This window comes from Methylocaldum sp. 14B, from assembly GCF_002005105.1.
Classification (GTDB): domain Bacteria; phylum Pseudomonadota; class Gammaproteobacteria; order Methylococcales; family Methylococcaceae; genus Methylocaldum.
On sequence record NZ_MSCV01000006.1, the window covers coordinates 178,864 to 204,688 of the forward strand.

Below are 25,825 nucleotides of genomic sequence, written 5' to 3' on the forward strand. Positions count from 1 at the left end.
GGAAGGGCAGCTCTGGCGCTCCCAGAGATGCCGTTTGCGATTGGAAGGGTCGCGACTAAAGCGACCGTTTGCGATTGGGAAGGGATTGCCGACCTACGCTCTCCCCTCCAGGAACGAATCCGTACACCGGGACGGAAAACGCTCTAAGTACATTCAGGGAAGTCTTGCGGCATAGGCACCACTACAGGAGAAACCCGCCAATCAAACTAATCTGTCGAGATTCCGTAAAAGTTTACGGAATGTACTTAGATCTTGCATTAGACGGGCATTAACTTACTGGGAGGTAAAGCGATGAAGAAACGTATAGTCAGGATCGTGTCCATCGGAATCACCCTTAACCTGTTCCTGGCGGGCACTACATGGTCGGAGGAGGCTAAGGTCAAGTATCCCGAAGCTTATCGAGACTGGACTCGCGTAAAGTCAATGGTGATCCAGCAAGGGCATCCTCTCTATGATTCCTTCGGCGGAATTCATCATATCTATGCCAATGACGAGGCACTGAAGGCCATGACCAAGGGCGATATCTATCCCGATGGTTCAGTGCTGATTTTCGATCTCCTCGAGGCGAAGAGCGAGAACAATGCCATCGTGGAGGGTGACCGAAAAGTTCTTGGGGTAATGGAGAAGGATTCCGAGAAGTTCAAGGAAACCGGAGGATGGGGTTTCGAGGGATTCAAAGGAGATACCCAGGAAAGAGTGGTCAAGGACGCGAAGAACGAATGTTTTTCTTGCCATGTACCCCAGAAGCAGTCGGATTACGTATACAGCACTTACCGCAAGTAGTCATCCGATATCGATCGGGTATCCAGTCGGTTGCCTGGTGGGTTACGGCATTGCGGCCGCGACGACAGCGGAGGCGATGCGCCAGGCGGTTCATCAGTTCCAGCCCGACCTGGTGCTATGTCCGATGCTCGCCCAGGTCGGTCATTCCCCGCGACATTTGGAAACGGTACACGTGCATCATCCTCCATCCCGGAATCGTCGGTGACCGTGGCGGCAATTCGCTCGATTGGGCGATTCTGAACGAGGAAACGCATAAGGGGCCTCACCGCGGTGGAGGCCGCGGACCAGGTTGATTCCGGTGCGATCTGGGCGACCTACGAATTCAAGATGCGGTCGGCGAGCAAGAGCAGCCTGTACCGAGATGAGGTGGCGCGCGCAGCGGTCAAGGCCATGTTGGTCGCGGTGAGGCGCTTCGAAAGCCGCTTGTTCGTGTCGTGAAGGCCGAGTAGCGGCAAATCGACTGGAAATGCGATCCCGTCGCCACGATCCCGAGGAAGATCCGTTCCGCCGACGGCGCCCCCGGCGTGCTGGACGGGATCAGCGGGCTGCCTGAGCGATGGCGTGAACAGCCCGCGTAGAGCGGAGTAGGGTACTCCCGTATTCCAATCACAAACGGTTGTCCGGGGAGGGGCTGGCCGGCGCTCCCGGCCAGGCCGTTTGCGATTGGAAGGTCGCTAAGTACATTCCGCAAATACTTGCGGAATCTCGACTGTTTGGCTTGATTGGCGGGGTTGTCCTGCAGGTTGCCTATGCCGCAAGACATTCCCTGAATGTACTTAGAGCATTTTCATATCTACTGTACGGGCACTCGCGCGTAGGTCGGGAATCCTTTCCCGACGCCACGTCCCCGCCGAGCGTCTTCGTCGGCAAAGGGTTGCCGACCTACGAATGCTTGAATCCATTCACCCGAGCCGAAGGCGCCAACGACGTCCGCCAAGCTGGTTTTGCCGTACGAGCGCGATGAAAACGCTCTAAAGCGACGTTTGCGATTGGGAGCACCAGAACGACCCTCCAGGCGCACCGCCGGAACCGCCATTCCACCGAATGCGCCCTACGCGAGCTAATCCGTGAGATAGAAGGTGATGGTCGTAACGAGCCGGACCTCTTTCTCAATGCTCTTGGTGTCGCCGTACTCCTCACCGACATCACGAATAATGAAGCCACCCTGCTGCGCGTCCCTTATGCCGCCAACCTTGACTCCGGCATCGGCCGCGAACTCGTTCGCGGCAATACGAGCGTTTGTAGTCGCTTCCTTTACCATGGCTGGCTTTATCTCGTTTAGCTTCGTGAAGTGATAGGCCGGCGCGTTGTTCTGTATATCAATGCCCTGGGCTATTAGCCTGTTTAGCTTCGATCTCGCTTCCGAAACCAAACGAACTTTGCCGGTTTCGACATCAATCGATCCGACAAGCATATGCCTCTCTTCGACAAGCTGTTGCTTGTCGTCCCGGAACTCTTTCTTCTCGTAGTCAATGACACCGGGCGAAACTTCCGACTTCTCAAAACCGCTTTCCAGGAGCAGCGACACGATCCGCGACTGATCAGCTTCCGACTGTTCATAGAGTTTTGACACCGGGGTCGTTCCGCTTCCGGATACGGTGTACTGGATCTTCCAATAGGCCCGATCCGCCTCGACCCGCCTCTCGGCTAGGCCCTTCACCTCCGCGGTGTTAGTGCCGACCTTGGCGTTATACAACGTTTGGCTGACAAAGTAGCCGCCAACAGCGATTCCTAGGGAAAGGGCCAAAGAAACTACTAGAAGCTCAGCTCGACCAATGTTGTTCATCACATCTTCCCCCTGTTGTCCCCACTGTATCGCCTAGCGCCCTGCCGAGCGGCGCGGGGCATGAAAGCAAACAGACACCGCGGACGATCTTACGGAGTCCGGATACATTCGTTTAAGCCCTGGAACAAAGTTTAGGCGGTTTCCCGCGTCGGTCCGCCCGCCAACGCCAGTTCGTCGCTGCCGCGACGTGCTCGCATGATATGCCGGCATGAGCGTTCCGCCATTTTCCCGTCTGGCGCTTTTCCGATCAACCGAAAGGAACCGGCCGCAAGACTGAGAATCCAGCCAAACAATCCGCCGTAATGGAGTGATTCCGTTGTATCTTCCGCGACTCTTCTATCACATCGTTGGAGCCCGCATCCTATGCGGGTCAGATGATTTATAGCCGCAGGATGGGCAAAGCATAGCGTGCCCATCGAGTACATTCGTCGGCAAGGAATTGCTGACCTACAAAATCTCAATCCCGGTTTGCGATAGCGTTTCTTTGTGCCATGCGTATGCGTTCCGCGATTCCTAGCGGGCTGGATTCGTAAGCGGCCTTCGCCTCGTCCAGCGCGGCTTGGGCGGTGGCGGCTTCTTCCGCCGTCAGCGGCAAGCGGCCTGCGATATGGGTGGCGTCCGGCACGGCCTTTAGTATGGCTGCCCAGTTCGGGTGCTCGTGGATCGGAATCAGTCGGTCGGCCTCCTTCTTGCCTTCGAGACAGATGGCCATACCGATGACCTCAACCTTGCGGCCGTCTTCTGTGGTTTTGATATAAGTAGCCATGGTGGTTTTATCCTGAGATTCGGAATTTCTGTATCGATGACTTATCGCTACGACTTGATGCGCGGACGCTCGGAAGCGGAGTAGTTGCTGAAATGGCCTTCCCGCGCGGCTTGCGCTCGGGCCTTCGACACCAGGCCGGCCGTCTTGCCTTGAGGGGCCGTCAGTGAAGGTAGTTTTTCCAAGGTCTGTGCCCCGCACTCCGGACAGGACGGAACGGCGGACAGGCTGACCAGTAATTCGAAGGTTTTGTCACATTGCTTGCAATGAAAGTCGTAAATCGGCATAGATCGATCTCTCGTCGGTCAATCAAAAACCATCCCGCGGGCCTACTCCGTAGACGGAGCGTTAGGCTCGGCGCCCGTTCCGTCTTGCTGTTCCCGCTGCCATTCGGAAGGCGTATAGACCTTCATGCTGATGGCGTGCAACGCGCCGCTTGCCAGGGGTTCTTTGACGGTTGCCAGAACTTTTTGCTGACGCCGGACCGGCGATAAGCCTTTGAAAGCCTCCCCGATGATCACGATCGAGAAATTACAGCCTTCGCCTTCAACCGAGAGTTGGCAATCGGGCAGGCCGGTTTCGATCAGGCTACGGACTTCCGCGATCTCCATGGCGATCAGTCCGCTTTTTTGCCGGCGACGGCTTTTTCCAGCATGGGCTTGAGCTCGCCCTTCTGCGCGATTTCCGCAACGATATCGCTGCCGCCGACGAGTTCGCCGTTCACGAACAATTGGGGAAAGGTGGGCCACTCCGAGATGCTGGGCAGCTTCTCCCGGATCGAAGGCGCCTGGAGCACATTGACGTAAGCGAAGGGAACGCCGGTGGACTGAAGTGCCGCAACGGCCTTGGCGGAAAAACCGCATTGCGGCATATCGGGTACCCCTTTCATGTAGAGGAGGACCGGATGGGTCGCGATCTGTTCGCGGATGGTATTTTCGATGCTCATTGCTGATCCTCTCATTAGTTAATCAATCGGCTTATTCCGTTGGGCATTCGAGTGAACATTAATCGTAGGGTGGGTTAGCGAAGCGTAACCCACCGATTCGAGGTTGCTCGGTGGGTTACGGCCTTGCGGCCTAACCCACCCTACAAAAATGAATTCCTTAATTGAAAGCGATTTGGAATTTGGAATTAGGTCTGCCGGCAGGTGCGAATTTGTCGCACCCGCCACGATTATGACGGCCGGATCTCAAAATCCGGACGCAAAGCCCAGCAACTCGACGGTGATGTCTTCCGTCCCCAGAACCTTGGCTTGGCACGCCAGGCGGGATTTGGAGCCCACGCCCACGATCGTGTCCAGTTTCGCGTGCTCCGGAGCAGCGGTCCTGGATACCCCCTTTTTGCCGGCTTGCACGAAGATGTGGCAGCTGCCGCACTCGGCGTTGCCGCCGCACTTGTGCATGATTTCTTCGCCGGCCGCCAGTATCGCCTCCAAAAGGCTCATCCCTTCCTGGACCTCGACGGTTTTTCCGGATGGCATTATGGTCAGAGTCGACATGTGATTACCTCGTCTTGTTTTTTGTGGATTGAAAATTCAATACGTCACGGAGATTGAGTGGGTCGGATCTTCCATGACGGATTACAATCCCGCGGCGAGGGAGCCGATCACCGAGCCGCCGACCGTGTCGGCGGAGTCCAGTTCCCTCAATTTACCGAGTATTTCCTCGCAGCCGCGAGCATCGCCCTGGCGCAAGCGGATGAAGGCCAGCGCCTTGAGCGAAAAAAGGTAGAAATGCTGGGGACTGTTGTGCAGGGTCCAGTCCGCAGTTTCCGGGGTCAGGCTCGCATAGCTTTCCGGAAAGCCGCCTTGACGCGCGGCGGTTTTCAAGGCCGAGCGCGCCGCTTCCTCGGCGTCCGCCAGCCGGCCCTTGTAGAAATAGAATTTGTAGAGCGAGAAATACACCGGCAGAGCTTCGGGCGCCTCTTGCCGCGCCTGCTGCAACAGCGCTTCGGCTCGCGCCGTGTCGGCATAGGCGCTCATGGCTTCCTCGAGCAGGCCGCCGACCTTGGGCGGCACGTCGCCGGCATAAAAGACTTCACGCATGGCTGTTCCGCGCTCCACGATCGGGATTCCTCAAGACCAAACCGCCGCGGGTGCTAACAGGCGTTCCACGGGTTCGCCTTTTTGCAGGTGCTCGCTGACGATCTCGCCCACGTCTTCCGGCTTGACCTTGGTGTACATCACGGCATCGGGGTAAACGATGACGGTGGGCCCCAAGTCGCACGCGCCGAGACAGCCGGTGCTGGTCAGCTGGAATTTTCCGTGGAGCTGGCCGGCCTCGAATTGCTGGGCGAAGGTCTGGAGCACCGCCGCGCAGCCCAATTGCGCGCAAGATCCGCGCGGATGTCCGGGAGGTCTCGATTGGGCGCAGACGAACACGTGTTTTTCGGGTTTAGCCATTCTTTATTCCTCGTAGCAAGATCAAACGGATTCGTTTTTAGATGGTGCCGGGCTTGCCGTCGCTAGCCTCTCGTTTCCGGGTCGAAAGGCTGGCCTTCATGCTCTCCAGCGAAATGCTCTTGCCGTCCTGATCCTGAAAGACCTTGAACACTTTTTCCTGGGCCGCGTTCGAGGTCACGAAATCATCATGTGCGCGGGTCAGATATTCCTTGCAGATGTTCCAGGCCGAAGCTTCGTCCAGGTCGTCCGGGATCGGCGATCTGGCAAGGTATTGGTTGAAGCGCTTCAGGATGTGCAGGCGGTTGACGTTCACGACGTCGGCTTGATACGGAATGCCGAAAAAATCGAAGAACTCCTCGGCCGCGGAGAAACCTTCTATGCGTTGCAGTACCGGATTCATGGAGATGCCTTTCTAAGGTTGATTTCGGATCGTAAGCGCATCGGGCAGGCCGGGCAGGGCGGGGATGGGTTCCGACGCCGCCGTTTCCCGATAAAAACTCATGAGCTCGGCCGTGCTCGGCGCGCGCTTGGTTTGATTCGCATGCAGGCGGATTCTGCGCAGAAGCTGGGCGGCGGCGATTTCGGTCAGCTCTATCCCGAGGTCGCGAAAGCGCTGGATGACGCCGTGCGTTCCCGAATGCTTGCCAAGCACCAGGCGGTGTTCGCGCCCGAGATCCTTGGGATTTACGCCCTGATAATTGAGTACGTTCTTGAGGATGCCATCGACGTGTATGCCCGCCTCGTGGGTAAACACGGCCTCGCCGACGATGCTCTTGTTGGGCGCTACCGGACGTCCCGACGCTTTGGCGACGAGCTCGGAAATCGCTCCGAATCGGCTGACATCGATGCCGGTGGGCAACTGATACAACTGGTGCAGGGCCATGACCGTCTCTTCGAGGGCGGCATTGCCGGCGCGTTCGCCGAGGCCGTTGACCGTGGTGTTGACATGGCTGGCGCCCGCCTGGATCGCAACCAGGGTATTGGCGGTGGCGAGGCCGAAATCGTTGTGGGCATGCATCTCGACTTCGAGATCCACGGCGTCGACCAGCCGCCGGATACGTTCGAAGGTGGCAATCGGGTCGAGTATCCCCAGGGTGTCGGCAAAGCGGATGCGCCTCGCACCCGCCCGCTGGGCGGTTTCCGCGACCCGCAGCAGAAATTCGGGGTCGGCGCGCGAGGCGTCCTCGGCGCCCACGCAAACATCCATGCCGGTAGCCAGCGCGCGTGGCACGACACGGCTTATCGTCGCGATAGCCCAGTCGCGATCGCGGCCGACCTTATGGCGCAACTGGATATCCGATACCGGAATCGACAAATTGACCAGATGCGCCCCGCAGCCGGTAGCCGCTTCCAGATCGGCCTCGCACATCCGGCCCCAGACCATCAGCCGCGAGGGCAGGTCGAGCGCCGCAATGGCGGCGATGATCTCGCGTTCTTCCGGTCCCATCGTCGGGATGCCGACTTCCATTTCGGGAACACCGGCGGCGGCCAGGGCGCTAGCGATGGCGAGCTTCTCCTCCCAGTTGAAGGCGACCCCGGCGGTCTGTTCGCCGTCGCGCAGAGTGGTATCGTTGATGACGACCTTCCTGGATTCCATCGTCAGGCCTTCTTTTCCTTCGCCAGATTGCGGCTGTAGCGCGGAATCTCGATGGTCAGATCGGCGCCGTTGACGAAAGCCTGGCAAGCCAGCCGGGAATGAGGTTCAAGACCCCAGGCGCGGTCCAGCATGTCTTCCTCGTTCTCGTCGGCGCTATCCAGCGTCGAGTAGCCTTCCCGCACGATGACGTGGCAGGTCGAGCAGGCGCAGGCGTGTTCGCAGGCGTGCTCGATTTCGATGCCGGCGTCGAGCAGCGCTTCGCAGATGGTCTGTCCTCTGCGGGCAGGTACGACCGCACCTTCCGGGCAGAGTTCGGAATGAGGGAGGATGGTGATGTTCGGCATGGTCATGTACTACCTCTGACGTGGCAGTTGTCGGTGCGTGTGCTCATCTCTTCTTCCTTTATGTAGAGTAAATTAGGCGCGCACAGACGCGGCGTTTCCATTTCGCACCGACCTCCCCGCGCGCCCTAACCCTCCATGCCGGCGTCGCACCTCGAACGGTGGGTTACGACGCGCGTGAGGCTTCATGGACATCGATCGGCTCCGAGGTGATGCGCGTCTAACCCACCCTACGAAAACGCGGGTTTTTAGGAAAAATGAGAATTGCCGCGTGTTCATAGTCATGCGTCCAATTCTTCGAGTTTCTGTCCGGCCAATGCCTTCTTGATGCTGTGGTCCATGCGCCGTCCGGCGAACTCGGTGCTCGCCTCGTTGAGTGCATCGGCGGCTTTCTTGATTGCCTCCCAATCGGTGCCGTCGACGGCTTGTTTTAGGACCTGCATCCCCTCGGTAATGATCGCGAGCTCGTCCGCGGACAGAAGTTCGGAATCTTCGGCCAAGGCCGCTTCGGTCGCCTCGAGCAGGCGGAGCGCCTCGACTTTCTGTTCGCGCAGGCGCCGCGCCTCGATGTCGTCCTGAGCGTGTTTGTAAGAGTCCTCGATCATACGGGTGATATCGGCATCGTTCAGACCATAGGACGGCTTGACCTCGATCTTGGCCTCGACCCCGCTGGTCTGCTCGGCGGCCGATACGCTCAAGAGACCGTCGGCGTCCACCTGGAATGTCACCCGGACCCGGGCCGCGCCCGCCACCATCGGAGGGATGCCGCGCAGCTCGAAGCGCGCCAGCGAGCGGCATTCGCTGACCAGTTCGCGTTCGCCCTGTACCACATGGATGCTCATGGCGGTCTGCCCGTCCTTCCAGGTGGTGAATTCCTGGGCGCGCGCCAGCGGCAGGGTGGAGTTCCTGGGAATGATCTTTTCGGTCAGTCCGCCCATGGTCTCGATGCCCAGCGAGAGCGGAATCACGTCGAGCAACAGCCAGTCGTCGTCGCCGCGGTTCCCCGCCAGGGCGTTGGCCTGCAGGGCGGCGCCGATGGCTACCACCTTGTCCGGGTCCAGATCTACGAGCGGCTGCTGCTGAAAGAAATCCGCCACGGCCTTGCGGATGCAGGGCATGCGGGTGGCTCCGCCCACCAGGACGACGCCCTTGATGTCGCCGATCGACAGGCCGGCATCGCGGAGCGCCTTGCGGACCGGCGCCATGCTTCGCTTTACCAGATCTTCGGTCAGCGCATCGAAGGTTTCCCGCGACAGGCTGCACTTCACCACGGAGCCGTTGGACAGCGGCGTGGAAATTTGCGCTGTGGATTGTTCGGAGAGGCGTTCCTTGGCCGCACGTGCCGCGGTCAGCAGCCTGCGCGCGTCGCCGGCAGTCGGGGCCGGGGTGGCGGTTTCCCTGAGCAGCCAGTCATAAACGGCCCGGTCGAAATCGTCCCCGCCCAGCGCCGGATCGCCGTTGGTCGCCAGCACTTCGAAGACGCCCCGGGTGAGTTTGAGTATTGAAATATCGAAGGTGCCGCCGCCGAGATCATAAACCGCGTAGACGCCTTCGGCGGCCTGATCGAGTCCATACGCCACGGCGGCCGCGGTGGGCTCGTTCAACAGGCGGAACACTTCGAGGCCGGCGAGTTTCGCGGCATCCTTGGTCGCTTGGCGCTGGGCATCGTCGAAATAGGCGGGGACCGTGATCACCGCGCCGGCGATTTCGTCGCCCAGGGCCTGGATTGCCCGCTCGCGCAGGGCTTTGAGAATTTCCGCCGAAACCTGGACCGGACTCACCGTTCCTGCCTGAGTTTCGAACTGCACCATGCCGGGCGTATCGGCAAATCGATAAGGGGCGCCGTGCCGTTCCGGCAGATCGTCGCGGCCGCGGCCCATAAAGCGTTTCACCGATACGAAAGTGTTCTCGGGATCATCGTTCTGCCACGCCATGGCGTCATGGCCGACATCCACCGCGCGATCGGCACGGTAGTGCACCACCGAAGGCAGCAGGACGCGGCCCTGTCCGTCTTCGAGTACCTGCGGGCCCTGATCGTTGACCGTGGCGACCAGAGAATGGGTGGTGCCGAGGTCGATCCCCACCGCAATACGCCGCGGTTTAGGGGCTTTGATGCCGGGTTCGGAAATTTGCAGCAGCATCATTCCTCCAATTCGGTTTGGGCTTGATCGATATCGCGACCGAGCTTCTCGAGAAAGGCGAGCTGGCGGACCACGTCCGCCGCCGCCGGATGACGCCGTTCCACATCGAGCAGAGTGGCGAGCGAGCCCAGCAAGCTGTTCATCTCCGTTCTCAGGCGCGCTGCCAGGCTATCGAGTGCCGTAAGGCTCTTGAGGGCCATCGCGGCATGCAGCTCCTCGCGCCACTCGATTTGTTCCAGCAGAAACTCCGCCGGCATTGCCGTATTGTCTTCTTCCCGCGTGTCGACGCCGTGAATCCGGAGCAGATAGCGCGCCCGGTCCAAGGGGCGTTTCAAGGTGCTGTAGGCCTCGTTGGCGAGCGTCGCCCATTGCAGGAACAGACGCTTTTCCGTGTCGCTCAGGTGCGCCGCCTTGTCGGGATGCACGCGGGCCTGCATCTCCCGATACTGACGATCGAGCTGGTCCAGATCGAGCTGGAACAGGGGCGGCAGTTGGAACAACTCGAAATAATTGCGGGTCGCCTCCGGGGTCATGGTCACACCTTGATCAAACGTTGAAACTCTCGCCGCAACCGCACTCGGCCTTAACGTTGGGATTGTTGAACTTGAAACCCTCGTTCAGGCCTTCGCGCACGTAATCCAGCTCGGTTCCGTCGAGATAGGCCAGGCTTTTCGGGTCGACCAGCAAAGTGACGCCGAAACTTTCGAACGTGCAATCTTCCGGAGCGGATTCGTCGACGAACTCCAGGGCGTAAGCGAGGCCGGAACACCCGGAGGTTTTGACGGCCACCCTAAGCCCCAGACCCGTGCCGCGGGCGGCCAGGTGTTTCTGCACCTGGCGCGCCGCTTTTTCGGTCAAGGTTACTGCCATAATCTGAACTCCCGTTTGTCGCCGAAGATTTACTGGGACGAGCAGCCGGAGCCGCCGACCGAGAACGAGCTGCCGCAGCTGCACGTCGAAGCGGCGTTGGGGTTCTTGATCACGAAGCGCGATCCTTCCAGCCCTTCCTGATAATCGATCTCGGCGCCGGCCAGATATTGCAGGCTGGCGGGGTCGACCATGAGGATCACCCCGTCGGTTTCGACCGTGGTGTCGTCATCGGCGATGACTTCCTCGAAGGAAAAACCGTACTGAAAGCCGGAACAGCCGCCCCCGGAGACATAGACCCTAAGCTTCAGGTCGGGATTGCCTTCTTCGGCGATCAGTTCGCTGACCTTGGCGGCCGCGTTGCTGCTGAAGATGACGGGAGAAGGGGGAGGGGTCAGGTCCTGAATGTCAACCATGGCACTCATAATGCTCTCCTCGTTTTACGCAGCGGATTTGCAGACGTCGTAGCCGGCTTCGTCCGTGCCGCTTTTCGCCCGGTAATCGTTGACGGCGGCCTTGATCGCATCCTCGGCGAGAACCGAGCAGTGGATTTTTACCGGCGGCAGGGCCAGGGCCTCGGCGATCTCGGTATTCTTGATGGCCAGCGCCTCCTCGACGGTCTTGCCCTTGACCCACTCGGTCACCAATGAGCTGGAGGCGATTGCCGAGCCGCAGCCGTAGGTTTTGAACTTCGCGTCTTCGATCACGCCTTCGTCGTTGACCTTGATTTGCAGTTTCATCACGTCGCCGCAAGCGGGCGCGCCGACCACGCCGGTGCCTACCCCTTCTTCCTCTTTGCCGAAGGAGCCGACGTTGCGGGGATTTTCGTAGTGATCGATAACTTTTTCGTTGTACGCCATGGTGGTCTCCAATTGGTGAATGATTGACGATATCCGCTTAATGCGCGGCGGCCCATTGAACCGAGTTGAGATCGATGCCTTCCTTGTACATCTCCCACAACGGAGACAGGTCGCGCAGTCGATCGACTTTTTCCTTGATCAGGGAGATCGCGAAATCCACTTCCTCCTCGGTGGTGTAGCGGCCAAGGGTGAACCGGATGGAACTGTGCGCCAGCTCGTCGCTGCGTCCGAGCGCCCGGAGAACGTAGGAGGGTTCGAGGCTGGCGGAGGTGCAGGCGGAACCGCTGGATACGGCGAGATCCTTGAGCGCCATCATCAGGGATTCGCCTTCCACGTAGTTGAAGCTGATGTTGAGGTTATGCGGTATCCGCTGTTCGAGGTCGCCGTTGATATAAACCTCCTCGATATTCTTTACGGCAGCGAGCAGCTTGTCCCGAAGGCGGCCTATGCGCTTCGTTTCCTCCGCCATATCCTCGCGGGCCAGACGGAACGCTTCGCCCATGCCGACGATCTGGTGGGTGGCCAGGGTGCCGGAACGCAGACCCCGCTCGTGGCCGCCGCCGTGCATCATCGCCTTCAGGCGCACCCGCGGCTGGCGCCGCACGTAGAGCGCGCCGATCCCCTTGGGGCCGTAGGTCTTGTGAGCGGAAAACGACATCAGGTCGACCGGCAGCTTGGAGAGGTCGATTTCGACCTTGCCGGTGGATTGCGCCGCGTCGACGTGGAAGATCACGCCCTTCTCGCGGCAGATGGCGCCGATGGCGGCGATGTCCTGAATCACGCCGATCTCGTTGTTGACGTGCATCACCGAGGCGACGATGGTGTCGGGACGTATCGCCGCTCGGAATGCGTCCAGATCGAGGAGGCCGTTGGGCATGGGGTCGAGGTAGGTTACCTCGAAACCCTGGGCTTCCAGTTCCCGCATGGTATCGAGCACCGCCTTGTGTTCGGTCTTGACGGTGATGAGATGGCGGCCCTTGGTCTGGTAAAAATAAGCCGCGCCTTTGATCGCCAGGTTGTCCGACTCGGTCGCGCCGGAGGTCCAAACGATTTCCTTGGGATCGGCGTTGACCAGCTTCGCTACCTCGGCCCGGGCGTCTTCCACCGCCTTTTCGGCGGTCCAGCCGAAGCTATGGGAGCGGCTGGCCGGATTGCCGAACTCTTCGGTCAGAAAGGGAATCATTTTTTCCGCCACGCGCGGATCAACCGGGGTCGTCGCCGAATAGTCGAGATAAATCGGTAGTTTCGTGGGCATTGGTTTCTCCGGGTTCGCTTTCAACAAAAAGCCGGGCCGCTCGCCCCGAGCGGTCGGTTTTGCCGGGTTACCTAGGACCAAGCAAGGCCCGTACCAATGCGATGGTTATTCGTAAGGCTTTGAGTTCTAAATTAAAATTTCGCCGAGCGTGGCGGAGGGATTTGTCGGGTTTTCAACAAAGTCGGCCGGAATGGTTCGATGCAAGGGGCTTGCCCGACATTCGCAGGTTCTTCTTCGGTACCGAAACGCGGTATCGAGGCCAATGAAATCCAAGCCTTGTCTGGACTTTCGCTCGGCGGCTCTCCCGATTCCGAGGCATCGGTTCGAGCGGAGGCTCGCCTGTTTGTCACGTTCACTACAAAAACATTCAAACCGGCCGGATTTCGTAACAAAGATAACAAGCGGCTTCGATCCGAATATCGGTCAAAAAACCCTATTCTTGGTAGGCTTTAGATGAAAAACGATCGATGGCATGCCTTCTGCTTGAGACGGACCCAAATACCGTACGAGTCAAGGGGTAAATTCGATCATGAATCTTACGCAGCGCTGCGCCACGGTCGGCGAGCCATTCGCCCGACGCGACTTTACCTTGGGCGTTCCGGGTTTCGACTACCGGGACTTGTACGACCCGGAGCGTCTTAAGGAACTTTACGATGTCTTCGATGAGACTCTGGCGGCGGAAGACCCGGAGGTTCATCGCGCCTACATTGCTTGCCGCGAGGATAAGGACGGCAAGCTGCCTCCCGCCGAGGTCGCGAACGCGTTGCTCAGCACGGCGCCTTACCTCGGGCGCTTCGTCGCGCGCCTGTTCAACGTGGAAGGAGAGCGCGAGACTCAATGCGCCGCTGCGGCCCGTGAGTTCGAAACCGTTTTCGCCTACAAGAATTCGGTGGTCAAACGCGCCGCGCAAAAGTTCGACGCCGAAGCGCTGGCCGGCTTCGATCTCGATGAACTCGATTCCGCGATCGAAGACTTGAAGCGGATAAGCCTCGAGGATGGCGCGCCGGATCTCGATCCCGAGCAGGCGCTCGCTGTGGTCGCGATGCGGCTGGATGCGCTGGCGAAGCATTATCAGGCGCAGGCCAAGGGAGAAACGGCATCGTATCAAGGTGATGCCGACGCCGATGCAGCCGAGTTGCGCCAAAGTCTCAAAGCCGACGACGGCGCCCGCCTACGTTTCGCCGCGGCGCTAGCGGAGGCCGAGCACCCGGCTTTCGTCCAGCGGCTGCTCGATTGGGTGGAACGCTGGAGCTACGCGGCCCTGCACCATCCCACCATCCGCGCGAAGGTCACGGATTGGGTCTCCCTGAAACAGCCGGAGCGCATCGATTACGAGCATCTGGTCGAATGCCATGCCGAACCGCGCAAGGGCTTCGAGGTGCTGGCGGGTCCTCTGGATAAACGTCGCCGGCGCGACGGGTTCGCCTTGACCGACCTACGCGCCTCGGCGCGGGAAGCGAATTACGAAGTGGATCGCTGCGTCATCTGTCACGAGCGCAACAACGATTACTGCTCCAAGGGGCAGCGCACCAAAGAGGGCGAGTTCCGCCACAATCCGCTGGATGTGACGCAGATCGGCTGTCCTTTGGAGGAACGCATTTCGGAAGCCTTCGCCCTGAAGCGGCAGGGAGACAACATCGCCGCCCTGGCCATGATCGTGGCGGACAACCCCATGGCCCCCGGCACCGGCCATCGCATCTGCAACGAATGCATGAAGGCCTGCGTGTTCCAGCGCGTCACCGAGCCGGTCAATATCCCGCAAGTTGAAACCAATATCCTCACGGACGTGCTGTTCATGCCGTACGGCTTCGAGATCTACAGCCTCCTGACCCGCTGGAATCCGCTGAATCTGAAGCGGCCTTACGCCCTGCCTTACAACGGGAAGAAGGTCCTGGTGGTGGGCTTGGGACCGGCCGGCTATACGCTGTCCCACTATCTACTCAACGAAGGTTTCGGGGTAGTGGCCATCGATGCCCTGAAGATCGAGCCTTTGCCGGAAGAGCTGACCGGAAAGGATGCGGGGATTCCCGAGGCGGTGGACGATTTCCACATGCTGTACGAGAACCTCGACGAGCGCGTCCTGATGGGCTTCGGCGGCGTCGCCGAATACGGCATCACCGTGCGCTGGGACAAGAACTTCCTCAAGGTGGTTTATCTGACCCTGGCCCGGCGCCGAAACTTCAGCATCTACGGCGGGGTACGCCTGGGCAGCACGCTGTCCATAGACGACGCCTGGGAACTGGGCTTCGACCATATCGCCATCGCCAGCGGGGCGGGCAAGCCGACCATGATCGGCCTCAAGAACAATCTCGCCCGCGGCATCCGCAAGGCTTCGGATTTTCTCATGGCATTGCAACTCTCCGGGGCGGCGAAACAGTCTTCGCTCTCCAATCTTCAAGTGCGGCTGCCGGCCGGCGTGATCGGCGGCGGCCTCACCGCGACCGACGCCGTAACCGAGCTCCTGGCATATTACCCGGTGCAGGTGGAAAAGACGCTCGACCGTTACGAGCGCCTCGTCGCCCGGTACGGAGACACCCAGGTTCGTTCGCGTTTCGACGGTGAAGAGTTGGCCATTTTGGATGAATTCCTGGACCATGGCCGCGCCGTTCGCGCCGAGCGCTGGCGCGCCGAAGCAACCGGGGAAACGCCCGATTTCGAGCCGCTCATCCGGCAATGGGGCGGCGTGACGCTGTTCTACCGCAAGGGCATGAACGATTCGCCGGCCTATCGCCAGAACCACGAGGAAATCATCAAGGCGATGGAAGAGGGTTTGGTGTTCGCCGAAGGCATGAACCCGCAAGAGGCGATCACCGACGAGTACGGTTATTTGCAGGCCGTGCGTTTCGAAAAGCTCGTCAAGCGCGACGACGGACGCTGGGTCGATTCGGGCGAACAGCCAGTGGTGCCCATGCGTACCCTCCTGGTCGCCGCCGGCACCTCGCCGAACACCATCTACGAAAACGAATTCCCCGGCACGTTCCAGCTCGACGGCAATTTCTTCCAGCGCTTCGAACCTGCGTGGAGCGAGAACGGCTCGCCGCAAATGGAAGCCAAGAACGGCTGGGGCATGCCGAAAGAATTGGTCCCGGCCCCCTTCACCTCCTATGGAAAGGACGGAAAGTACATCACCTATTACGGCGACAATCACCCGGTATACGCCGGCAACGTGGTCAAGGCCATGGCCAGCGCCAAGGACGGGTACCCTTACGTGGTCAAGCTGTTCGCGGAAGAACTCAGCCGCCTCGATGCCGCGGCGCAATCCGAGCGGGACGCGGAACTCGCGGCGTTTCAGGCGCAATTGGACGAACTGCTGACGGCCAGGGTCGTGGAGGTCAAGCGGCTGACGCCCACCATCGTCGAGATCGTCATCGAGGCGCCCATGGCCGCCCGCAAATTTCAGCCGGGGCAGTTCTACCGGGTGCAGAACTTCGAATTCTACGCGCCTCGGCTGAACGGCACCTCGCTGGCAACGGAAGGCATCGCTCTCACCGGCGCCTGGGTGGACCGGGAGAAAGGCATGGTCGGCGTCATCGCCCTGGAAATGGGCACCTCCTCGCGCCTCTGCGCCACCTGGAAACCCGGCGACCCGGTCGTGCTGATGGGACCGACCGGTGCGCCCACCGAGATACCCGAGGGCGAAACCGTGCTCCTGCTCGGCGGCGGCCTCGGCAATGCCGTGCTGTTCTCCATCGGCAAGGCGCTCCGCGAGAACGGCAACCGGGTTCTGTATTTCGCCGGCTACCGGAGCGCCCAGGATGTCTTCAAGGTCAAGGAAATCGAGGACGCTTCCGACGTGATCGTGTGGTCCGTCGACAAGGGCAAGGGCGGTACTCCGATCTCCACCACCCGTCCGCAGGACAAATCCTTCGTCGGCAACATCGTGGAGGCTATGGTCGCCTACGCCAGCGGAGCCTTGGGGGAGATTCCCATTCCGCTCGATGCCGCCGACCGCATCATCGCGATCGGTTCGGACCGCATGATGGCGGCGGTCAAAGCGGCTCGGTTCGGAGTATTGCAGCCCTATCTCAAGGAAAACCACGTCGCCATAGGGTCCATCAACTCGCCCATGCAATGCATGATGAAAGGCGTGTGCGCCCAGTGCATGTGCAAGCAGACGGACCCGGAGACCGGCAAGGAGCGCTTCGTCTATACCTGTTTCAATCAGGACCAGGATCTGGACCAGGTCGATTTCCCGCACCTGAACGCCCGTTTGCGGCAGAACACGACTCTGGAGAAAGTGTCCAATTTATGGCTCGACTATCTCTTCGAGGCCAATCCGATGCCGCGCGATTGAACGACGATGATTTGAGGCATCTCCATGTATATCTGTATCTGCAAAGCGGTTACCGAAAGCCAAATCTGCGAGGCGATACGCTCGGGGGCGTGCACGCGCAAGGAGATCACCGACTGCCTCAACGTCGGCACCGCCTGCGGCAAGTGCAATCGCGAGATTCGTGATCTATTGCGCCTCGCCCGATCGGAGAGTGGCGGCATCCCGAGGGTGCGGGCGGGCGAGGCGGCGGGTTACGGAAGCCGGGCAAGCGGCGGTCAGGAGCTCCGCTTGTAAGAACCGCCGGCTTTAGCGTTCGGCAGGTTGGTTCGGTATTCGGGGACGGCCATTTTCAGCGGGAAGCAAAGTCGTCCCAGCTTAGAGAACGTTTTGGTATTCGCCATGTTTTGCCGCGGAACGGTTGTTAGGTCGCCGTTTCGCGGTCTTTTTTTCATTTGGTTTTCGGGTTTGCGGCCGTAAGTTCCAGATCTAAGTTCGTGCTCGACTATCCACAATTCCCGTGGACAACCCTGTGGATAAGCTTGGGGATGGACAGCGCGGTCGCCCATTTCTTCGGGGTATTCGTCAGCTTGGTCAGGTTCTGTTCAAGTTTGATGACAAATTGCTATGTCATTGATTGTTCGGGCGCATCAGCGACCTGACCTTGAATCAAAGGCTTAGGACCGGCATGTCGGCAGAAAACGGCACACGACGAGATTGTTTGATTCTGACAGTGGATAACGGACCGCCCCTGTATCGAATCCGTCGCAGCATAAGCCGATCTATATTGTTTCCATAGGATGGCATTATGCTAAAAGAAAAAAGCGATTATTTCCTATTTAGGTACGAAAATAGCCAGCACAGCCCCGAAGTTTTGGTTATGATTATTTCCGTAATTTAAATGATGGAGGTGGTTATGCATATTTTGTTGCTTATTGGGATCGTCCCATTCGTATTGCTGTTCGTGGCGGTAAGTTTTTTTGTTTTGATGGCGGTGGCCGCTGCCGTAGTTGAATTCCCGCTGATCGTGCTCTTGCTGATCGCCGTGGGGCTCGGTTTAAGTCGCAAAGTCCTGCCGAATCTGAGCAAAAAGCCGAACACGCTATGCGAGCAGATGTAATGCCTTGGTTCTTATCAACGTTGACCAAATCCCAGTCCCTTCGGCTGGGATTTGTTGTTTTAGCGACCTGAAAATCGTTTCTTGTAGCCTTTCCGACAGGTGAAAGGCGAGTAGCCTTTTAGAAATCAACAAGCTAGAAGTGGCATTGCCATTGCTTGATTCCTGGCGGACCAAAGCCGATGGGATCAGGCATGAAATCGACCATAAACTTCACCCGACTGCTTCACAAAACGGTTTCCGAGCCTAGCAAGGAGCCGAAACCCGGGACTCCGCTTCGCGGAACCGCCGAACCGAGCCTTGGTTGAATCGCTGGGGCCCTGACATGAATACTACCGAGCCGATGATGAAAGCCCATCAGCTTTTGGGCGAAGCTATTTGCGCGCGGCTGATCACGGAAATTCACGGATTGGGGTTTCTGCCGGAACAGATCACGATGAAACCGGTTTTCAGCGAGGCTCGCTTCGAAACCAGCCGCGATCCTTTCAGCGGCAAGGATACCCTTTGTGCCTATTGGCACCATCCGAACGGACACCGGGTCGGCGAGATGAAGTTTCATGCCGATGGCACCTTCTTCGCCGAATACGATGTCGTTTTGCCACACCCTAAAGACCCGCGCTGGTTCGTAGAGGGCGTGGTCGCCTGGGGGCGTGATGATGTCATCAAATCGGAACCTAAGCTGTTGCCTGCGCTAGGGGATTGATTATGCCTCGTCGCAAAGAGCCATTTTGATATACGCGGTTCCCGATCAAAAAAGGCTTCGCAGGCGCGGCTCATCCCATACAGGCTACCGTTGAAACTCAGTGCATAGGGTGGTTCGCACAGCACAAACCACCGAAACCGCATCCTCGGATTTTTACCGCTGCGTTGTAGGATGGGTACCGGATCGATGACAGCGCCATTCGGCCGGAACTCGAATCGGACAAACCCCGTTTGCCGTCGAGCCGAGGCGCGGATGGTCCTGATCAAACCGTTTGATCAAGCGAAGCCCGGCCGCTGGGCCAGTAAAGTGCAGCGTCCTCGTCGAAAGATCCTCCAACGCCCATCAGGCAGACCATGAACAATCCTTACGAAATCTACGATCTGTTACAGGATTACGCCTCCAGTCCATCGCCGGTTCGGGAGGTATTGATCGGGCTGGTATGGACCTATTGCGAGGCCGACGCCGTCGGATTGGCAATGAGTCCCGGCATCCCCACCCGGACGCTGCCCTGGGCCGGGACCCTGAGCGGAAAATCCCTCTCCGGACTGGTAGCGTGGGTTCGCGACTTCGATCCCTATCGGGCGACGATCGGCATGGCGGCCGTTAATGCCGGTATCAATCGCCTGCAACTTCCGCCGCCCGGCGTTACGCTGGCGCCCCACCCGGAAGGCGGGAACAATCTAGCGGTTTTCGAACACTTCTTGTCCGAAATGAAAGGACGGCGCGTCGTCGTGATCGGCCGCTATCCGGGGCTGGATCGATTTGCCGCCGAGCACGGGCTGGACCTCACCGTACTGGAGCGCCAGCCGGTGCCGGGCGACCTGCCCGATGCAGCCTGCGAGTATCTGCTACCCGAGGCGGAATGGGTATTCATCACGGCGAGTTCGATTCCCAACAAGACTTTCCCGCGTTTGGCCGAGCTGTCCCGCAACGCCGTCAGCGTGCTGATGGGGCCGACTACGCCGTGGCTGCCGGAGTTCTACCATTTCGGCATCGATTATCTGGCCGGCGTCGAAATGTCCGACCATGAATCCCTGCGCCGAACCGTGGCGGAAGGCGGCGGCGTGAGGATCTTCGAAACAGGCTTGCGCTACCGCGTAGCGCCGCTCACGCCCGCCGCCACCCAGGAATGGACGCGCCAGCTCATCGCCCGCACCGTACAGGAGAAGGAAAGTCTGAAACGGGATATGACCGCGTGGTATGACGCTGGAAATTCCCAGCGCTTCCCCGATTACGATCGTCTCGAAGCCTCCAATACCCGATTATCCCGGCTCGACACCTGTTTCAAGCGGCTGTGGGACGAGCATCGCGATCGATCGGCCGAACCGCAGACGGGGCTCTAGTCAAACCCTTACTTGCCGAGGTAAGGATTTCGTTTTATTTTCCTCACAAACACTAAGTTAACTTTATTTGGGGACGAGGGATGGCCTTCGGCCGATGGCCCATGAAAAGGGGACTGGGCCATTTTCTACTTAGCGTTTAATCTGTTACCGCCCTGGACATTTCAGTACGAGTGTGGGTACCTGGACACGAACGGCTAGAGCGTTTTCCGAATCAGTGTAAGGGATTCGTGCCAGGAGGGGAGAACGTAGGTCGGCAATCCCTTGCCGACAAAGCCCTTCGCCGAGCCGATACGTCGGCAAGGGATTGCCGACCTACATATCCGAATCCCTTACACTGATTCGGAAAACGCTCTAGACGCAATGGTATCCGGGTAAATAAAGGTATAAAACACAATAACAGATTGGTGCCGGGCGACTGCGTTATTTCTCGGCGATGGCGGATGCCGAAACGTATCGCCTTGGAAACGACATAATCAACTCATAGAGCGGGAGGAGGTAATTGTGGATCAATTTGAACTTAAAGATCTTTTCCAAACTTTGGCGAGCGACGAATTTCGACCTGTATTAATCATCGCAGCGATCGCCATTTTATTAATCATTCTGCTTATCGTGTATTTGCTCGTGCGCAGCCGAGGTAAACGCGCCATCGTTGTGGACAAAATGCCGGTGGATTTACGGAAAGCGCCGGAGAACGAAACGCGGGCTGACTCGCCGAAAGCACCGGCAAGAGAAATGCGGGTCGATTCGCCGAAAACGCCGGCGAACGCGATGCGGATGGATGCGCCGAGAGCATCGGTAGCCAGGCGGCCTCGCCATAGTATTCCGGAGGATTCGGTGCTCAGGCGACATCATATAAACCATATTAAATACATGATCGAGACGACCACCTTTCCACGTCCGACCGATAGCGTGCTGCGCCGCCATTACGACCATTTGATCGCGAGCGAGCTGGAAGCTTGCCTAGGCAACGAGGCTCTCATGGACAGGTTGATTTCGCGTTACGAGGAACACAGGCGGAACGCGCGAAGCTAGAGCATTTCATCCGCATTAACAGTATTCCGCGCGGAATGCGCCGTATTCGGCAATCCTTTTGCCGACGATTCGTCGTGTCGGAAAATCCTTTGCGTCGGGAAGGGATTCCCAACCTGCCGAGCCGGCATGGGCTGAATAAGAAACGTAGGATGCGGTGACCGAAGGGAGCCGCCCTGCGACTCGGCTCAGGACAGGCATCTTTCGAACATAGGGCGGCAATCCTTTTGCCGGCGAATCCTAAATCCGCTTCATCTTGATGTTCAGGGTTCTTACCCGATAGGCGATCTGGCGCGGAGTCATGTTCAGCAGGCGGGCGGCCTTGGCTTGCACCCAGCCGGTTTGCTCCAGCGCGGCGATGACTTGTTCTCTTTCGTCCATCCCCTCTAGGTTGAACTCCGGCGTTCTGGCAGCCGGTCCGGTAACCGAGATTTCATCGTCCTCCAGACCGGTCATGGCAATGACGTCGCGGTCGATGATCCCGTCCGGGCTCATGATGGCGGCCCGCTCCAGACAGTTTTCCAATTCTCTGACGTTGCCCGGCCAGTCGTGACGCATCAGGAGCCGGATGGCGCTTTCCTTGATGATCAACGGTCTTCCGCCCTGTTGCTGGGAGATTCGCTTGAGCAGGAAATCGGCAAGGTCCGGAATGTCCTCGAGCCGTTCCCGCAGCGCCGGCATGAAAATCGGCATGACGTTGAGGCGATAGTAGAGGTCTTCCCGAAAACGGCCGGCCTCGACTTCTTCCTCGAGATTGCGGTTGGTGGCGGCGATGATGCGAACCTGCACCTTGAGCGTCTGGGTACCGCCGACGCGGTCGAACTCGCCTTCCTGAATGATGCGCAGCAGCTTGGCTTGAAACGTGGGGGAAGTTTCGCCGATCTCGTCCAGGAAGATCGTGCCGTGGTTGGCCAGTTCGAAACGTCCCTTGCGCTGGCTGATGGCGCCGGAGAACGCGCCCTTCTCGTGGCCGAACAGTTCCGATTCCAGCAGGTTGTCCGGAAGAGCGGCGCAATTGAGTTTGACGAAAGGGCCGCCGGCGCAGGCCGAGTTGTAGTGAATGGCGTTGGCGATCGCCTCCTTGCCGGTGCCGGATTCGCCGCGAATCAAGACGGTGGTGTTCCATTTCGCGACCTGCCGGACCAGTTCGAAAACCCGCAGCATGGCCGGAGTGCGGCCGACGATGTTGTCGAAGCCGTAATTCCTGCGGAGGCTCTGTTTCAACTGATCGCGCTCCGCGACCAGATCGAGCTGCTTTTGCTCCATGCTGCGCAAAAGGCCCACGCTTTGCGCGATCAGATTGGCGACCATTTCCAGGAACCGTGCGCGGGCGTCGAGCAATTTCGCGTCCACCGGCTGTGCCGCCAACACGCCGACGACCTCGTCGTCGCCGACGCGGATAGGCGATCCGATAAACGGCAGCGTCGGATCGTACAGGCCCAGCTTGCCCAGGAAACGCGGCTCGTCGGCGATGCGTTCCACCACGATGGTGCGCCCCGCATCCAGGATCGTGCCGATGAGTCCTTCCCCCGGTTCGTAGCGGACCGGCTTTCGGGTTTCGACGCCGTCGCTGCGCAGCACCGAGCAGACCTCGAACGCGTCGCTTTCCTGTTCCCTGAGAGCCAGCATTCCGGAGCGCATGTCGGCGCACTCCTGCAATATCTCGAGAATGGCTTCCAGTTTTTCCTTCAGCCCCAAAGGTCGATTGAGTACTTGGCTGACCTGGTAAAGGGCGTCCAGTTCGCGCTCGATCAGTTGAGTACGCTCATCCATGGTCGGAAGCCTTCTCCGGTACGAACATCATGTTGTGGATATTGAATTGGATACGCACTCGGCATCCGTCCCGATAGCTGGGATCGATCCGGATCAGTCCAAGGTGTTGATTGATAACTTCCTGGGCCATGGTCAAACCGGTGCCCGAATGCCCGCCATGGCCGTCGTTCTTGGTGGAGAAAAACGGTTCGAAGACCTTGATGCGCAGTTCGTCGGGAATGCCGGGGCCGGTATCCTCGATGGAGACATGCAGCAAATGTTTGTCGGACCACGTGGAAATGCGCAGTTCGCGGGTGACGATGCCGCTCTGGTTCATTGCTTCGATGGCATTTTCGATAATCTGCTTGAACATGGTGCGGAGGTGGCTCTCCTGGCCCATCAACGCGGGCAGCACCGGGGTCGGCTTCCACTCGACGACGATGCCGCTGGCGAGGAGCCGTTCGGTCAATAGCACGATGGTTTCGTGCAGCAACTGGTTCAGATTGACTGGCGTCATGGCCGAGGTGTTGCTTTCCGGTATGCATCGCTTCATGTGGGCGACGGACTGTTCGCCGGCCAAGCGGATCTGATCCAGAATGTCGACCAGCGCGATGTTGCGGTCATCGAGCCCACGCCGCGTCAGCATGGTCTTGGCCGCTTTGAGCAGATTGATGGGGCCCTGTATATGGTGAATGGCTCCCGACAGCGTTTCGCGAAGACGCTGGGTTTTCTCTTCCTCCGCCATCAATGCCTTGAGCGCATTGATGCGGATTTCCTCGGCGTGCTTTTTTTGTTGGGTGATGTCGGTCAGGGTGAGCAGCAGATAAGTGTGGCTATTTTCGTGAAAGAACGCCTCGACACGGTCGTCTTCCTGGCAGAACCAGCTGCCGGCGCAGGCATACCAGCGGGGCGCGTGATGCCCGCCGCGGTCGAAACGGACTTCGCGGTTATGAAAGCCGGATTTTTTCTTTTTCATCCGCTCCCATTCTTCCGCCATGTCTTCCCGCAGGATATCGATGAACGTCCTGGCCGGGTCGCTGAGGCCCAGATCGCTGGACAGGGTCTTGTACATCTTGTTGTCCAGCACCACACGGTCGGATTCGTCCAAAAGCACGGTCGCGACCGGAATCGAATCGACCACCGTCTCGATGAGCACTTTCTGCTGATTGACCCTTTGCTCCAGCCGGTACATTTCCGTGATGTCTCGGTGCATGCCGATGTAGTGGGTGGTCTCGTGCCGGTCGTTCAGAATGGGGGCGATGGTGAGATCGGCCAGATAGCGGCGGCCGTCCTTGTGACGGTTGAGCAGATAGCCTTGCCAGGTCTGCTGCGACTTGATGCGGTTCCAAAGCTCGTCGTATACAGCCTTCGGCGTGTTCTTGTCGGACAGCATGGACTCGTTTCGGCCGATGCTCTCTTCTGGTGCATACCCGGTAACACGCGTGAACGCCTGATTCACGTACAGAATATTGGCCTTGTCGTCCGTGATCGAAATGGCCACCGGCGCTTGTTCCACGGTTTCCGCGAACAGAGCCAGCATGCGATTGTCGGCCAGTACGGACTTCCCCAACGGCTCGGGCGGCGGGTTATTGGAAGATTGTTTGGACACGAGCGCCTCTTCGGTGCAATTTTTCATCGATTAAGCAAGGCTTATGCCATCGATAAGAAGTGCTCCTGAGACCCTTATCGTTTTTTTACACAGGCGATCGGCTCGGCCGACGCTTCAAGCTTTCTTGCACTGTTTTGTCGCAAACGCGACAAAAGTGGGCATGGGTGCCGCTCGCGCGGCGTTTTCGGTGCGTCCTGATCGTTCGGAGCGTTCCCGGCTCTCTATCCCTATTGTCGGAAAACTCACGATGCGCATAAGCGTTGTAAGCATTCCGCTGAGGAAAGACTGCACTCGCTCGCGGCAAAGGCTAAAACTATCAATTAGTTACGTATTTATGGTCGAGGTGGCGCGAGGGTTGCTAGAAATTTCGCGAAGACCAACCGCTTACCGAAGTAGGCGTTTCTCGGCCATGTCGCGCCGAGTCCGTACCGACACCGGGTAAGCCAGGCCGCCTTAAAACCCAAGCAGAGAGGCCGAACATGAACAGCGAATCGACTACCAAAGCAGAGTCCAATCCCCCGGAAACGCCCCGTTCCCAGGCCGAGCGCGCCGAAGAGACGCTCGAATCCACCGAGCTTCCGTTCTACATCGTCCCGAGACCGCCGATTCCGGGGAAAACCGCCTGGAGCATCGCGTAGTACCTCGAATGACGCGGTTCCCTTCGGTTACCGCATCCTACGCCCGTAGGGTGCGGTGAGGAACGAACCGCACCGATCGCGTCCCCGAATGATGCCTGTCCTGAGCCCGGTCGAAGGGCGGTTCCCTCCGGTCACCACATCCTACGGCCGACAAACTGTAGGGTGCGATGAGGAACGACAAACCGGCAGGATTGATGAAAAACATCCTTGTTTTTCACCCTCGCGGGCGCTCCGCGTCCCAATCCTCTCCCGGAGGATTGGTGCCGGACAAGGATGGTCCGGCATGAGCCGCACCGGTCAAGTTGCCTAAACCATGGCGATGCCGTTCTAAGTACATTCCATAAAATTGTGTGGAACGCGAGTGCAGCGCGTAGGTCGGCAATCCTTTGCCGACGGTGCAGTTGAGCCAACCGGTCCGTCGGCAAGGGACTGCAGATCTACGACCGTATCACCCTGTAGGTCGGCAATCCTTTCCAATCGCAAACGGTCGCTTTAGTCGCGACCCTTCCAATCGCAAACGGGCCTTTAATCGGCCCCTTCCAATCGCAAACGGCGTCTTCGGGAAGGGCG

At 59.0% G+C, this 25,825-nt stretch carries 27 protein-coding genes; 8 read left to right on the forward strand and 19 right to left on the reverse strand.

Annotation, left to right across the window (positions count from 1 at the left end):
- The first annotated feature begins 291 nt into the window (after positions 1-291).
- A complete protein-coding gene (locus B2A78_RS06460; RefSeq protein ID WP_143735089.1) occupies positions 292-783 on the forward strand; it encodes a cytochrome P460 family protein in 492 nt (163 codons plus the stop codon).
- Between the two features lie 1,060 nt (positions 784-1,843).
- Here the strand turns inward: B2A78_RS06460 and B2A78_RS06470 are convergent.
- From B2A78_RS06470 to B2A78_RS06550, 17 genes are all read right to left on the reverse strand, one after another.
- Positions 1,844-2,569: an SIMPL domain-containing protein gene (locus B2A78_RS06470; RefSeq protein ID WP_077729086.1), complete on the reverse strand. Its 726-nt coding sequence runs from the start codon at positions 2,567-2,569 to the stop codon at positions 1,844-1,846.
- A gap of 457 nt (positions 2,570-3,026) precedes the next feature.
- The gene (locus tag B2A78_RS06475; RefSeq protein WP_077729087.1) at positions 3,027-3,335 is read right to left on the reverse strand and encodes a hypothetical protein; all 309 of its coding nucleotides are present in this window, start codon (positions 3,333-3,335) and stop codon (positions 3,027-3,029) included.
- Positions 3,336-3,382: 47 nt separating this feature from the next.
- Entirely contained in the window at positions 3,383-3,619 is a 237-nt protein-coding gene (locus B2A78_RS06480) for a zinc ribbon domain-containing protein (RefSeq protein WP_077729088.1), read from the reverse strand.
- Between the two features lie 42 nt (positions 3,620-3,661).
- Positions 3,662-3,943: a BolA/IbaG family iron-sulfur metabolism protein gene (locus B2A78_RS06485; RefSeq protein ID WP_077729089.1), complete on the reverse strand. Its 282-nt coding sequence runs from the start codon at positions 3,941-3,943 to the stop codon at positions 3,662-3,664.
- Positions 3,944-3,948: 5 nt separating this feature from the next.
- Positions 3,949-4,278, reverse strand: a complete 330-nt coding sequence (gene grxD, locus B2A78_RS06490; RefSeq protein ID WP_086135390.1) for a Grx4 family monothiol glutaredoxin — start codon at positions 4,276-4,278, stop codon at positions 3,949-3,951.
- Positions 4,279-4,521: 243 nt separating this feature from the next.
- Positions 4,522-4,830, reverse strand: coding sequence for a 2Fe-2S iron-sulfur cluster-binding protein (locus B2A78_RS06495; protein WP_077729091.1), 309 nt, complete (start codon positions 4,828-4,830; stop codon positions 4,522-4,524).
- An 81-nt stretch (positions 4,831-4,911) separates the two neighbouring features.
- Positions 4,912-5,376, reverse strand: a complete 465-nt coding sequence (locus B2A78_RS06500) for a hypothetical protein (RefSeq protein WP_077729092.1) — start codon at positions 5,374-5,376, stop codon at positions 4,912-4,914.
- A gap of 30 nt (positions 5,377-5,406) precedes the next feature.
- Entirely contained in the window at positions 5,407-5,733 is a 327-nt protein-coding gene (locus B2A78_RS06505; protein WP_077729093.1) for a (2Fe-2S) ferredoxin domain-containing protein, read from the reverse strand.
- Between the two features lie 37 nt (positions 5,734-5,770).
- Positions 5,771-6,133, reverse strand: coding sequence for a nitrogenase-stabilizing/protective protein NifW (locus B2A78_RS06510; protein ID WP_077729094.1), 363 nt, complete (start codon positions 6,131-6,133; stop codon positions 5,771-5,773).
- A gap of 12 nt (positions 6,134-6,145) precedes the next feature.
- A complete protein-coding gene (gene nifV, locus B2A78_RS06515; protein ID WP_077729095.1) occupies positions 6,146-7,330 on the reverse strand; it encodes a homocitrate synthase in 1,185 nt (394 codons plus the stop codon).
- Positions 7,331-7,332: 2 nt separating this feature from the next.
- Positions 7,333-7,674 carry an ISC system 2Fe-2S type ferredoxin gene (fdx, locus tag B2A78_RS06520; protein WP_077729126.1) on the reverse strand — a complete coding sequence of 114 codons (342 nt, stop codon included), beginning with the start codon at positions 7,672-7,674 and terminating at the stop codon, positions 7,333-7,335.
- A gap of 278 nt (positions 7,675-7,952) precedes the next feature.
- Entirely contained in the window at positions 7,953-9,815 is a 1,863-nt protein-coding gene (hscA, locus tag B2A78_RS06525; protein WP_168175360.1) for a Fe-S protein assembly chaperone HscA, read from the reverse strand.
- A complete protein-coding gene (gene hscB / locus B2A78_RS06530; protein ID WP_077729097.1) occupies positions 9,812-10,345 on the reverse strand; it encodes a Fe-S protein assembly co-chaperone HscB in 534 nt (177 codons plus the stop codon). The genes hscA and hscB overlap by 4 nt, the downstream gene beginning before the upstream one ends.
- Positions 10,346-10,358: 13 nt before the next feature.
- The gene (gene iscA / locus B2A78_RS06535) at positions 10,359-10,682 is read right to left on the reverse strand and encodes an iron-sulfur cluster assembly protein IscA (RefSeq protein ID WP_077729098.1); all 324 of its coding nucleotides are present in this window, start codon (positions 10,680-10,682) and stop codon (positions 10,359-10,361) included.
- 29 nt (positions 10,683-10,711) lie between these two features.
- Positions 10,712-11,095 (reverse strand): iron-sulfur cluster insertion protein ErpA, encoded by a 384-nt coding sequence (erpA, locus tag B2A78_RS06540; protein WP_240502434.1) that lies wholly within the window; start codon positions 11,093-11,095, stop codon positions 10,712-10,714.
- A 24-nt stretch (positions 11,096-11,119) separates the two neighbouring features.
- Complete coding sequence (iscU, locus tag B2A78_RS06545) at positions 11,120-11,539, reverse strand: Fe-S cluster assembly scaffold IscU (protein WP_077729100.1); 420 nt, start codon at positions 11,537-11,539, stop codon at positions 11,120-11,122.
- Between the two features lie 37 nt (positions 11,540-11,576).
- Positions 11,577-12,794 carry an IscS subfamily cysteine desulfurase gene (locus B2A78_RS06550; RefSeq protein ID WP_077729101.1) on the reverse strand — a complete coding sequence of 406 codons (1,218 nt, stop codon included), beginning with the start codon at positions 12,792-12,794 and terminating at the stop codon, positions 11,577-11,579.
- Between the two features lie 529 nt (positions 12,795-13,323).
- Between B2A78_RS06550 and B2A78_RS06555 the strand changes: the two genes are divergently transcribed.
- The 6 genes from B2A78_RS06555 (at position 13,324) to B2A78_RS06580 (ending at position 21,259) form a co-directional block, all read left to right on the forward strand.
- Positions 13,324-17,088 carry an FAD-dependent oxidoreductase gene (locus tag B2A78_RS06555; RefSeq protein ID WP_077729102.1) on the forward strand — a complete coding sequence of 1,255 codons (3,765 nt, stop codon included), beginning with the start codon at positions 13,324-13,326 and terminating at the stop codon, positions 17,086-17,088.
- Positions 17,089-17,112: 24 nt separating this feature from the next.
- Positions 17,113-17,361 carry a (2Fe-2S)-binding protein gene (locus B2A78_RS06560; RefSeq protein WP_077729103.1) on the forward strand — a complete coding sequence of 83 codons (249 nt, stop codon included), beginning with the start codon at positions 17,113-17,115 and terminating at the stop codon, positions 17,359-17,361.
- 604 nt (positions 17,362-17,965) lie between these two features.
- Entirely contained in the window at positions 17,966-18,184 is a 219-nt protein-coding gene (locus tag B2A78_RS06565) for a hypothetical protein (RefSeq protein WP_133716883.1), read from the forward strand.
- Between the two features lie 322 nt (positions 18,185-18,506).
- Positions 18,507-18,884 (forward strand): hypothetical protein, encoded by a 378-nt coding sequence (locus tag B2A78_RS06570; RefSeq protein ID WP_077729105.1) that lies wholly within the window; start codon positions 18,507-18,509, stop codon positions 18,882-18,884.
- A 353-nt stretch (positions 18,885-19,237) separates the two neighbouring features.
- Positions 19,238-20,227 (forward strand): DUF364 domain-containing protein, encoded by a 990-nt coding sequence (locus tag B2A78_RS06575; protein ID WP_077729106.1) that lies wholly within the window; start codon positions 19,238-19,240, stop codon positions 20,225-20,227.
- 501 nt (positions 20,228-20,728) lie between these two features.
- Positions 20,729-21,259, forward strand: coding sequence for a hypothetical protein (locus B2A78_RS06580; protein WP_077729107.1), 531 nt, complete (start codon positions 20,729-20,731; stop codon positions 21,257-21,259).
- Positions 21,260-21,496: 237 nt separating this feature from the next.
- Here the strand turns inward: B2A78_RS06580 and nifA are convergent, their stop codons facing one another.
- Both nifA and nifL read right to left on the reverse strand, forming a co-directional pair.
- Positions 21,497-23,029 carry a nif-specific transcriptional activator NifA gene (nifA, locus tag B2A78_RS06585; protein ID WP_077729108.1) on the reverse strand — a complete coding sequence of 511 codons (1,533 nt, stop codon included), beginning with the start codon at positions 23,027-23,029 and terminating at the stop codon, positions 21,497-21,499.
- Positions 23,022-24,617, reverse strand: a complete 1,596-nt coding sequence (nifL, locus tag B2A78_RS06590; RefSeq protein ID WP_240502432.1) for a nitrogen fixation negative regulator NifL — start codon at positions 24,615-24,617, stop codon at positions 23,022-23,024. The genes nifA and nifL overlap by 8 nt, the downstream gene beginning before the upstream one ends.
- Positions 24,618-25,096: 479 nt before the next feature.
- Here nifL and B2A78_RS25985 point away from each other — a divergent pair, with 479 nt between their 5' ends.
- Complete coding sequence (locus tag B2A78_RS25985; protein WP_156879342.1) at positions 25,097-25,255, forward strand: hypothetical protein; 159 nt, start codon at positions 25,097-25,099, stop codon at positions 25,253-25,255.
- Positions 25,256-25,825: the final 570 nt, after the last annotated feature.

What these genes read in the sequence shown, in the direction of transcription:
- B2A78_RS06460 (WP_143735089.1), top strand. Translation starts at nt 292, where the DNA reads ATGAAGAAACGTATAGTCAGGATCGTGTCCATCGGAATCACCCTTAAC.
- B2A78_RS06470 (WP_077729086.1), bottom strand. Translation starts at nt 2,569, where the DNA reads ATGAACAACATTGGTCGAGCTGAGCTTCTAGTAGTTTCTTTGGCCCTT.
- B2A78_RS06475 (WP_077729087.1), bottom strand. Translation starts at nt 3,335, where the DNA reads ATGGCTACTTATATCAAAACCACAGAAGACGGCCGCAAGGTTGAGGTC.
- B2A78_RS06480 (WP_077729088.1), bottom strand. Translation starts at nt 3,619, where the DNA reads ATGCCGATTTACGACTTTCATTGCAAGCAATGTGACAAAACCTTCGAA.
- B2A78_RS06485 (WP_077729089.1), bottom strand. Translation starts at nt 3,943, where the DNA reads ATGGAGATCGCGGAAGTCCGTAGCCTGATCGAAACCGGCCTGCCCGAT.
- grxD (WP_086135390.1), bottom strand. Translation starts at nt 4,278, where the DNA reads ATGAGCATCGAAAATACCATCCGCGAACAGATCGCGACCCATCCGGTC.
- B2A78_RS06495 (WP_077729091.1), bottom strand. Translation starts at nt 4,830, where the DNA reads ATGTCGACTCTGACCATAATGCCATCCGGAAAAACCGTCGAGGTCCAG.
- B2A78_RS06500 (WP_077729092.1), bottom strand. Translation starts at nt 5,376, where the DNA reads ATGCGTGAAGTCTTTTATGCCGGCGACGTGCCGCCCAAGGTCGGCGGC.
- B2A78_RS06505 (WP_077729093.1), bottom strand. Translation starts at nt 5,733, where the DNA reads ATGGCTAAACCCGAAAAACACGTGTTCGTCTGCGCCCAATCGAGACCT.
- B2A78_RS06510 (WP_077729094.1), bottom strand. Translation starts at nt 6,133, where the DNA reads ATGAATCCGGTACTGCAACGCATAGAAGGTTTCTCCGCGGCCGAGGAG.
- nifV (WP_077729095.1), bottom strand. Translation starts at nt 7,330, where the DNA reads ATGGAATCCAGGAAGGTCGTCATCAACGATACCACTCTGCGCGACGGC.
- fdx (WP_077729126.1), bottom strand. Translation starts at nt 7,674, where the DNA reads ATGCCGAACATCACCATCCTCCCTCATTCCGAACTCTGCCCGGAAGGT.
- hscA (WP_168175360.1), bottom strand. Translation starts at nt 9,815, where the DNA reads ATGATGCTGCTGCAAATTTCCGAACCCGGCATCAAAGCCCCTAAACCG.
- hscB (WP_077729097.1), bottom strand. Translation starts at nt 10,345, where the DNA reads ATGACCCCGGAGGCGACCCGCAATTATTTCGAGTTGTTCCAACTGCCG.
- iscA (WP_077729098.1), bottom strand. Translation starts at nt 10,682, where the DNA reads ATGGCAGTAACCTTGACCGAAAAAGCGGCGCGCCAGGTGCAGAAACAC.
- erpA (WP_240502434.1), bottom strand. Translation starts at nt 11,095, where the DNA reads ATGGTTGACATTCAGGACCTGACCCCTCCCCCTTCTCCCGTCATCTTC.
- iscU (WP_077729100.1), bottom strand. Translation starts at nt 11,539, where the DNA reads ATGGCGTACAACGAAAAAGTTATCGATCACTACGAAAATCCCCGCAAC.
- B2A78_RS06550 (WP_077729101.1), bottom strand. Translation starts at nt 12,794, where the DNA reads ATGCCCACGAAACTACCGATTTATCTCGACTATTCGGCGACGACCCCG.
- B2A78_RS06555 (WP_077729102.1), top strand. Translation starts at nt 13,324, where the DNA reads ATGAATCTTACGCAGCGCTGCGCCACGGTCGGCGAGCCATTCGCCCGA.
- B2A78_RS06560 (WP_077729103.1), top strand. Translation starts at nt 17,113, where the DNA reads ATGTATATCTGTATCTGCAAAGCGGTTACCGAAAGCCAAATCTGCGAG.
- B2A78_RS06565 (WP_133716883.1), top strand. Translation starts at nt 17,966, where the DNA reads ATGATGGAGGTGGTTATGCATATTTTGTTGCTTATTGGGATCGTCCCA.
- B2A78_RS06570 (WP_077729105.1), top strand. Translation starts at nt 18,507, where the DNA reads ATGAATACTACCGAGCCGATGATGAAAGCCCATCAGCTTTTGGGCGAA.
- B2A78_RS06575 (WP_077729106.1), top strand. Translation starts at nt 19,238, where the DNA reads ATGAACAATCCTTACGAAATCTACGATCTGTTACAGGATTACGCCTCC.
- nifA (WP_077729108.1), bottom strand. Translation starts at nt 23,029, where the DNA reads ATGGATGAGCGTACTCAACTGATCGAGCGCGAACTGGACGCCCTTTAC.
- B2A78_RS25985 (WP_156879342.1), top strand. Translation starts at nt 25,097, where the DNA reads ATGAACAGCGAATCGACTACCAAAGCAGAGTCCAATCCCCCGGAAACG.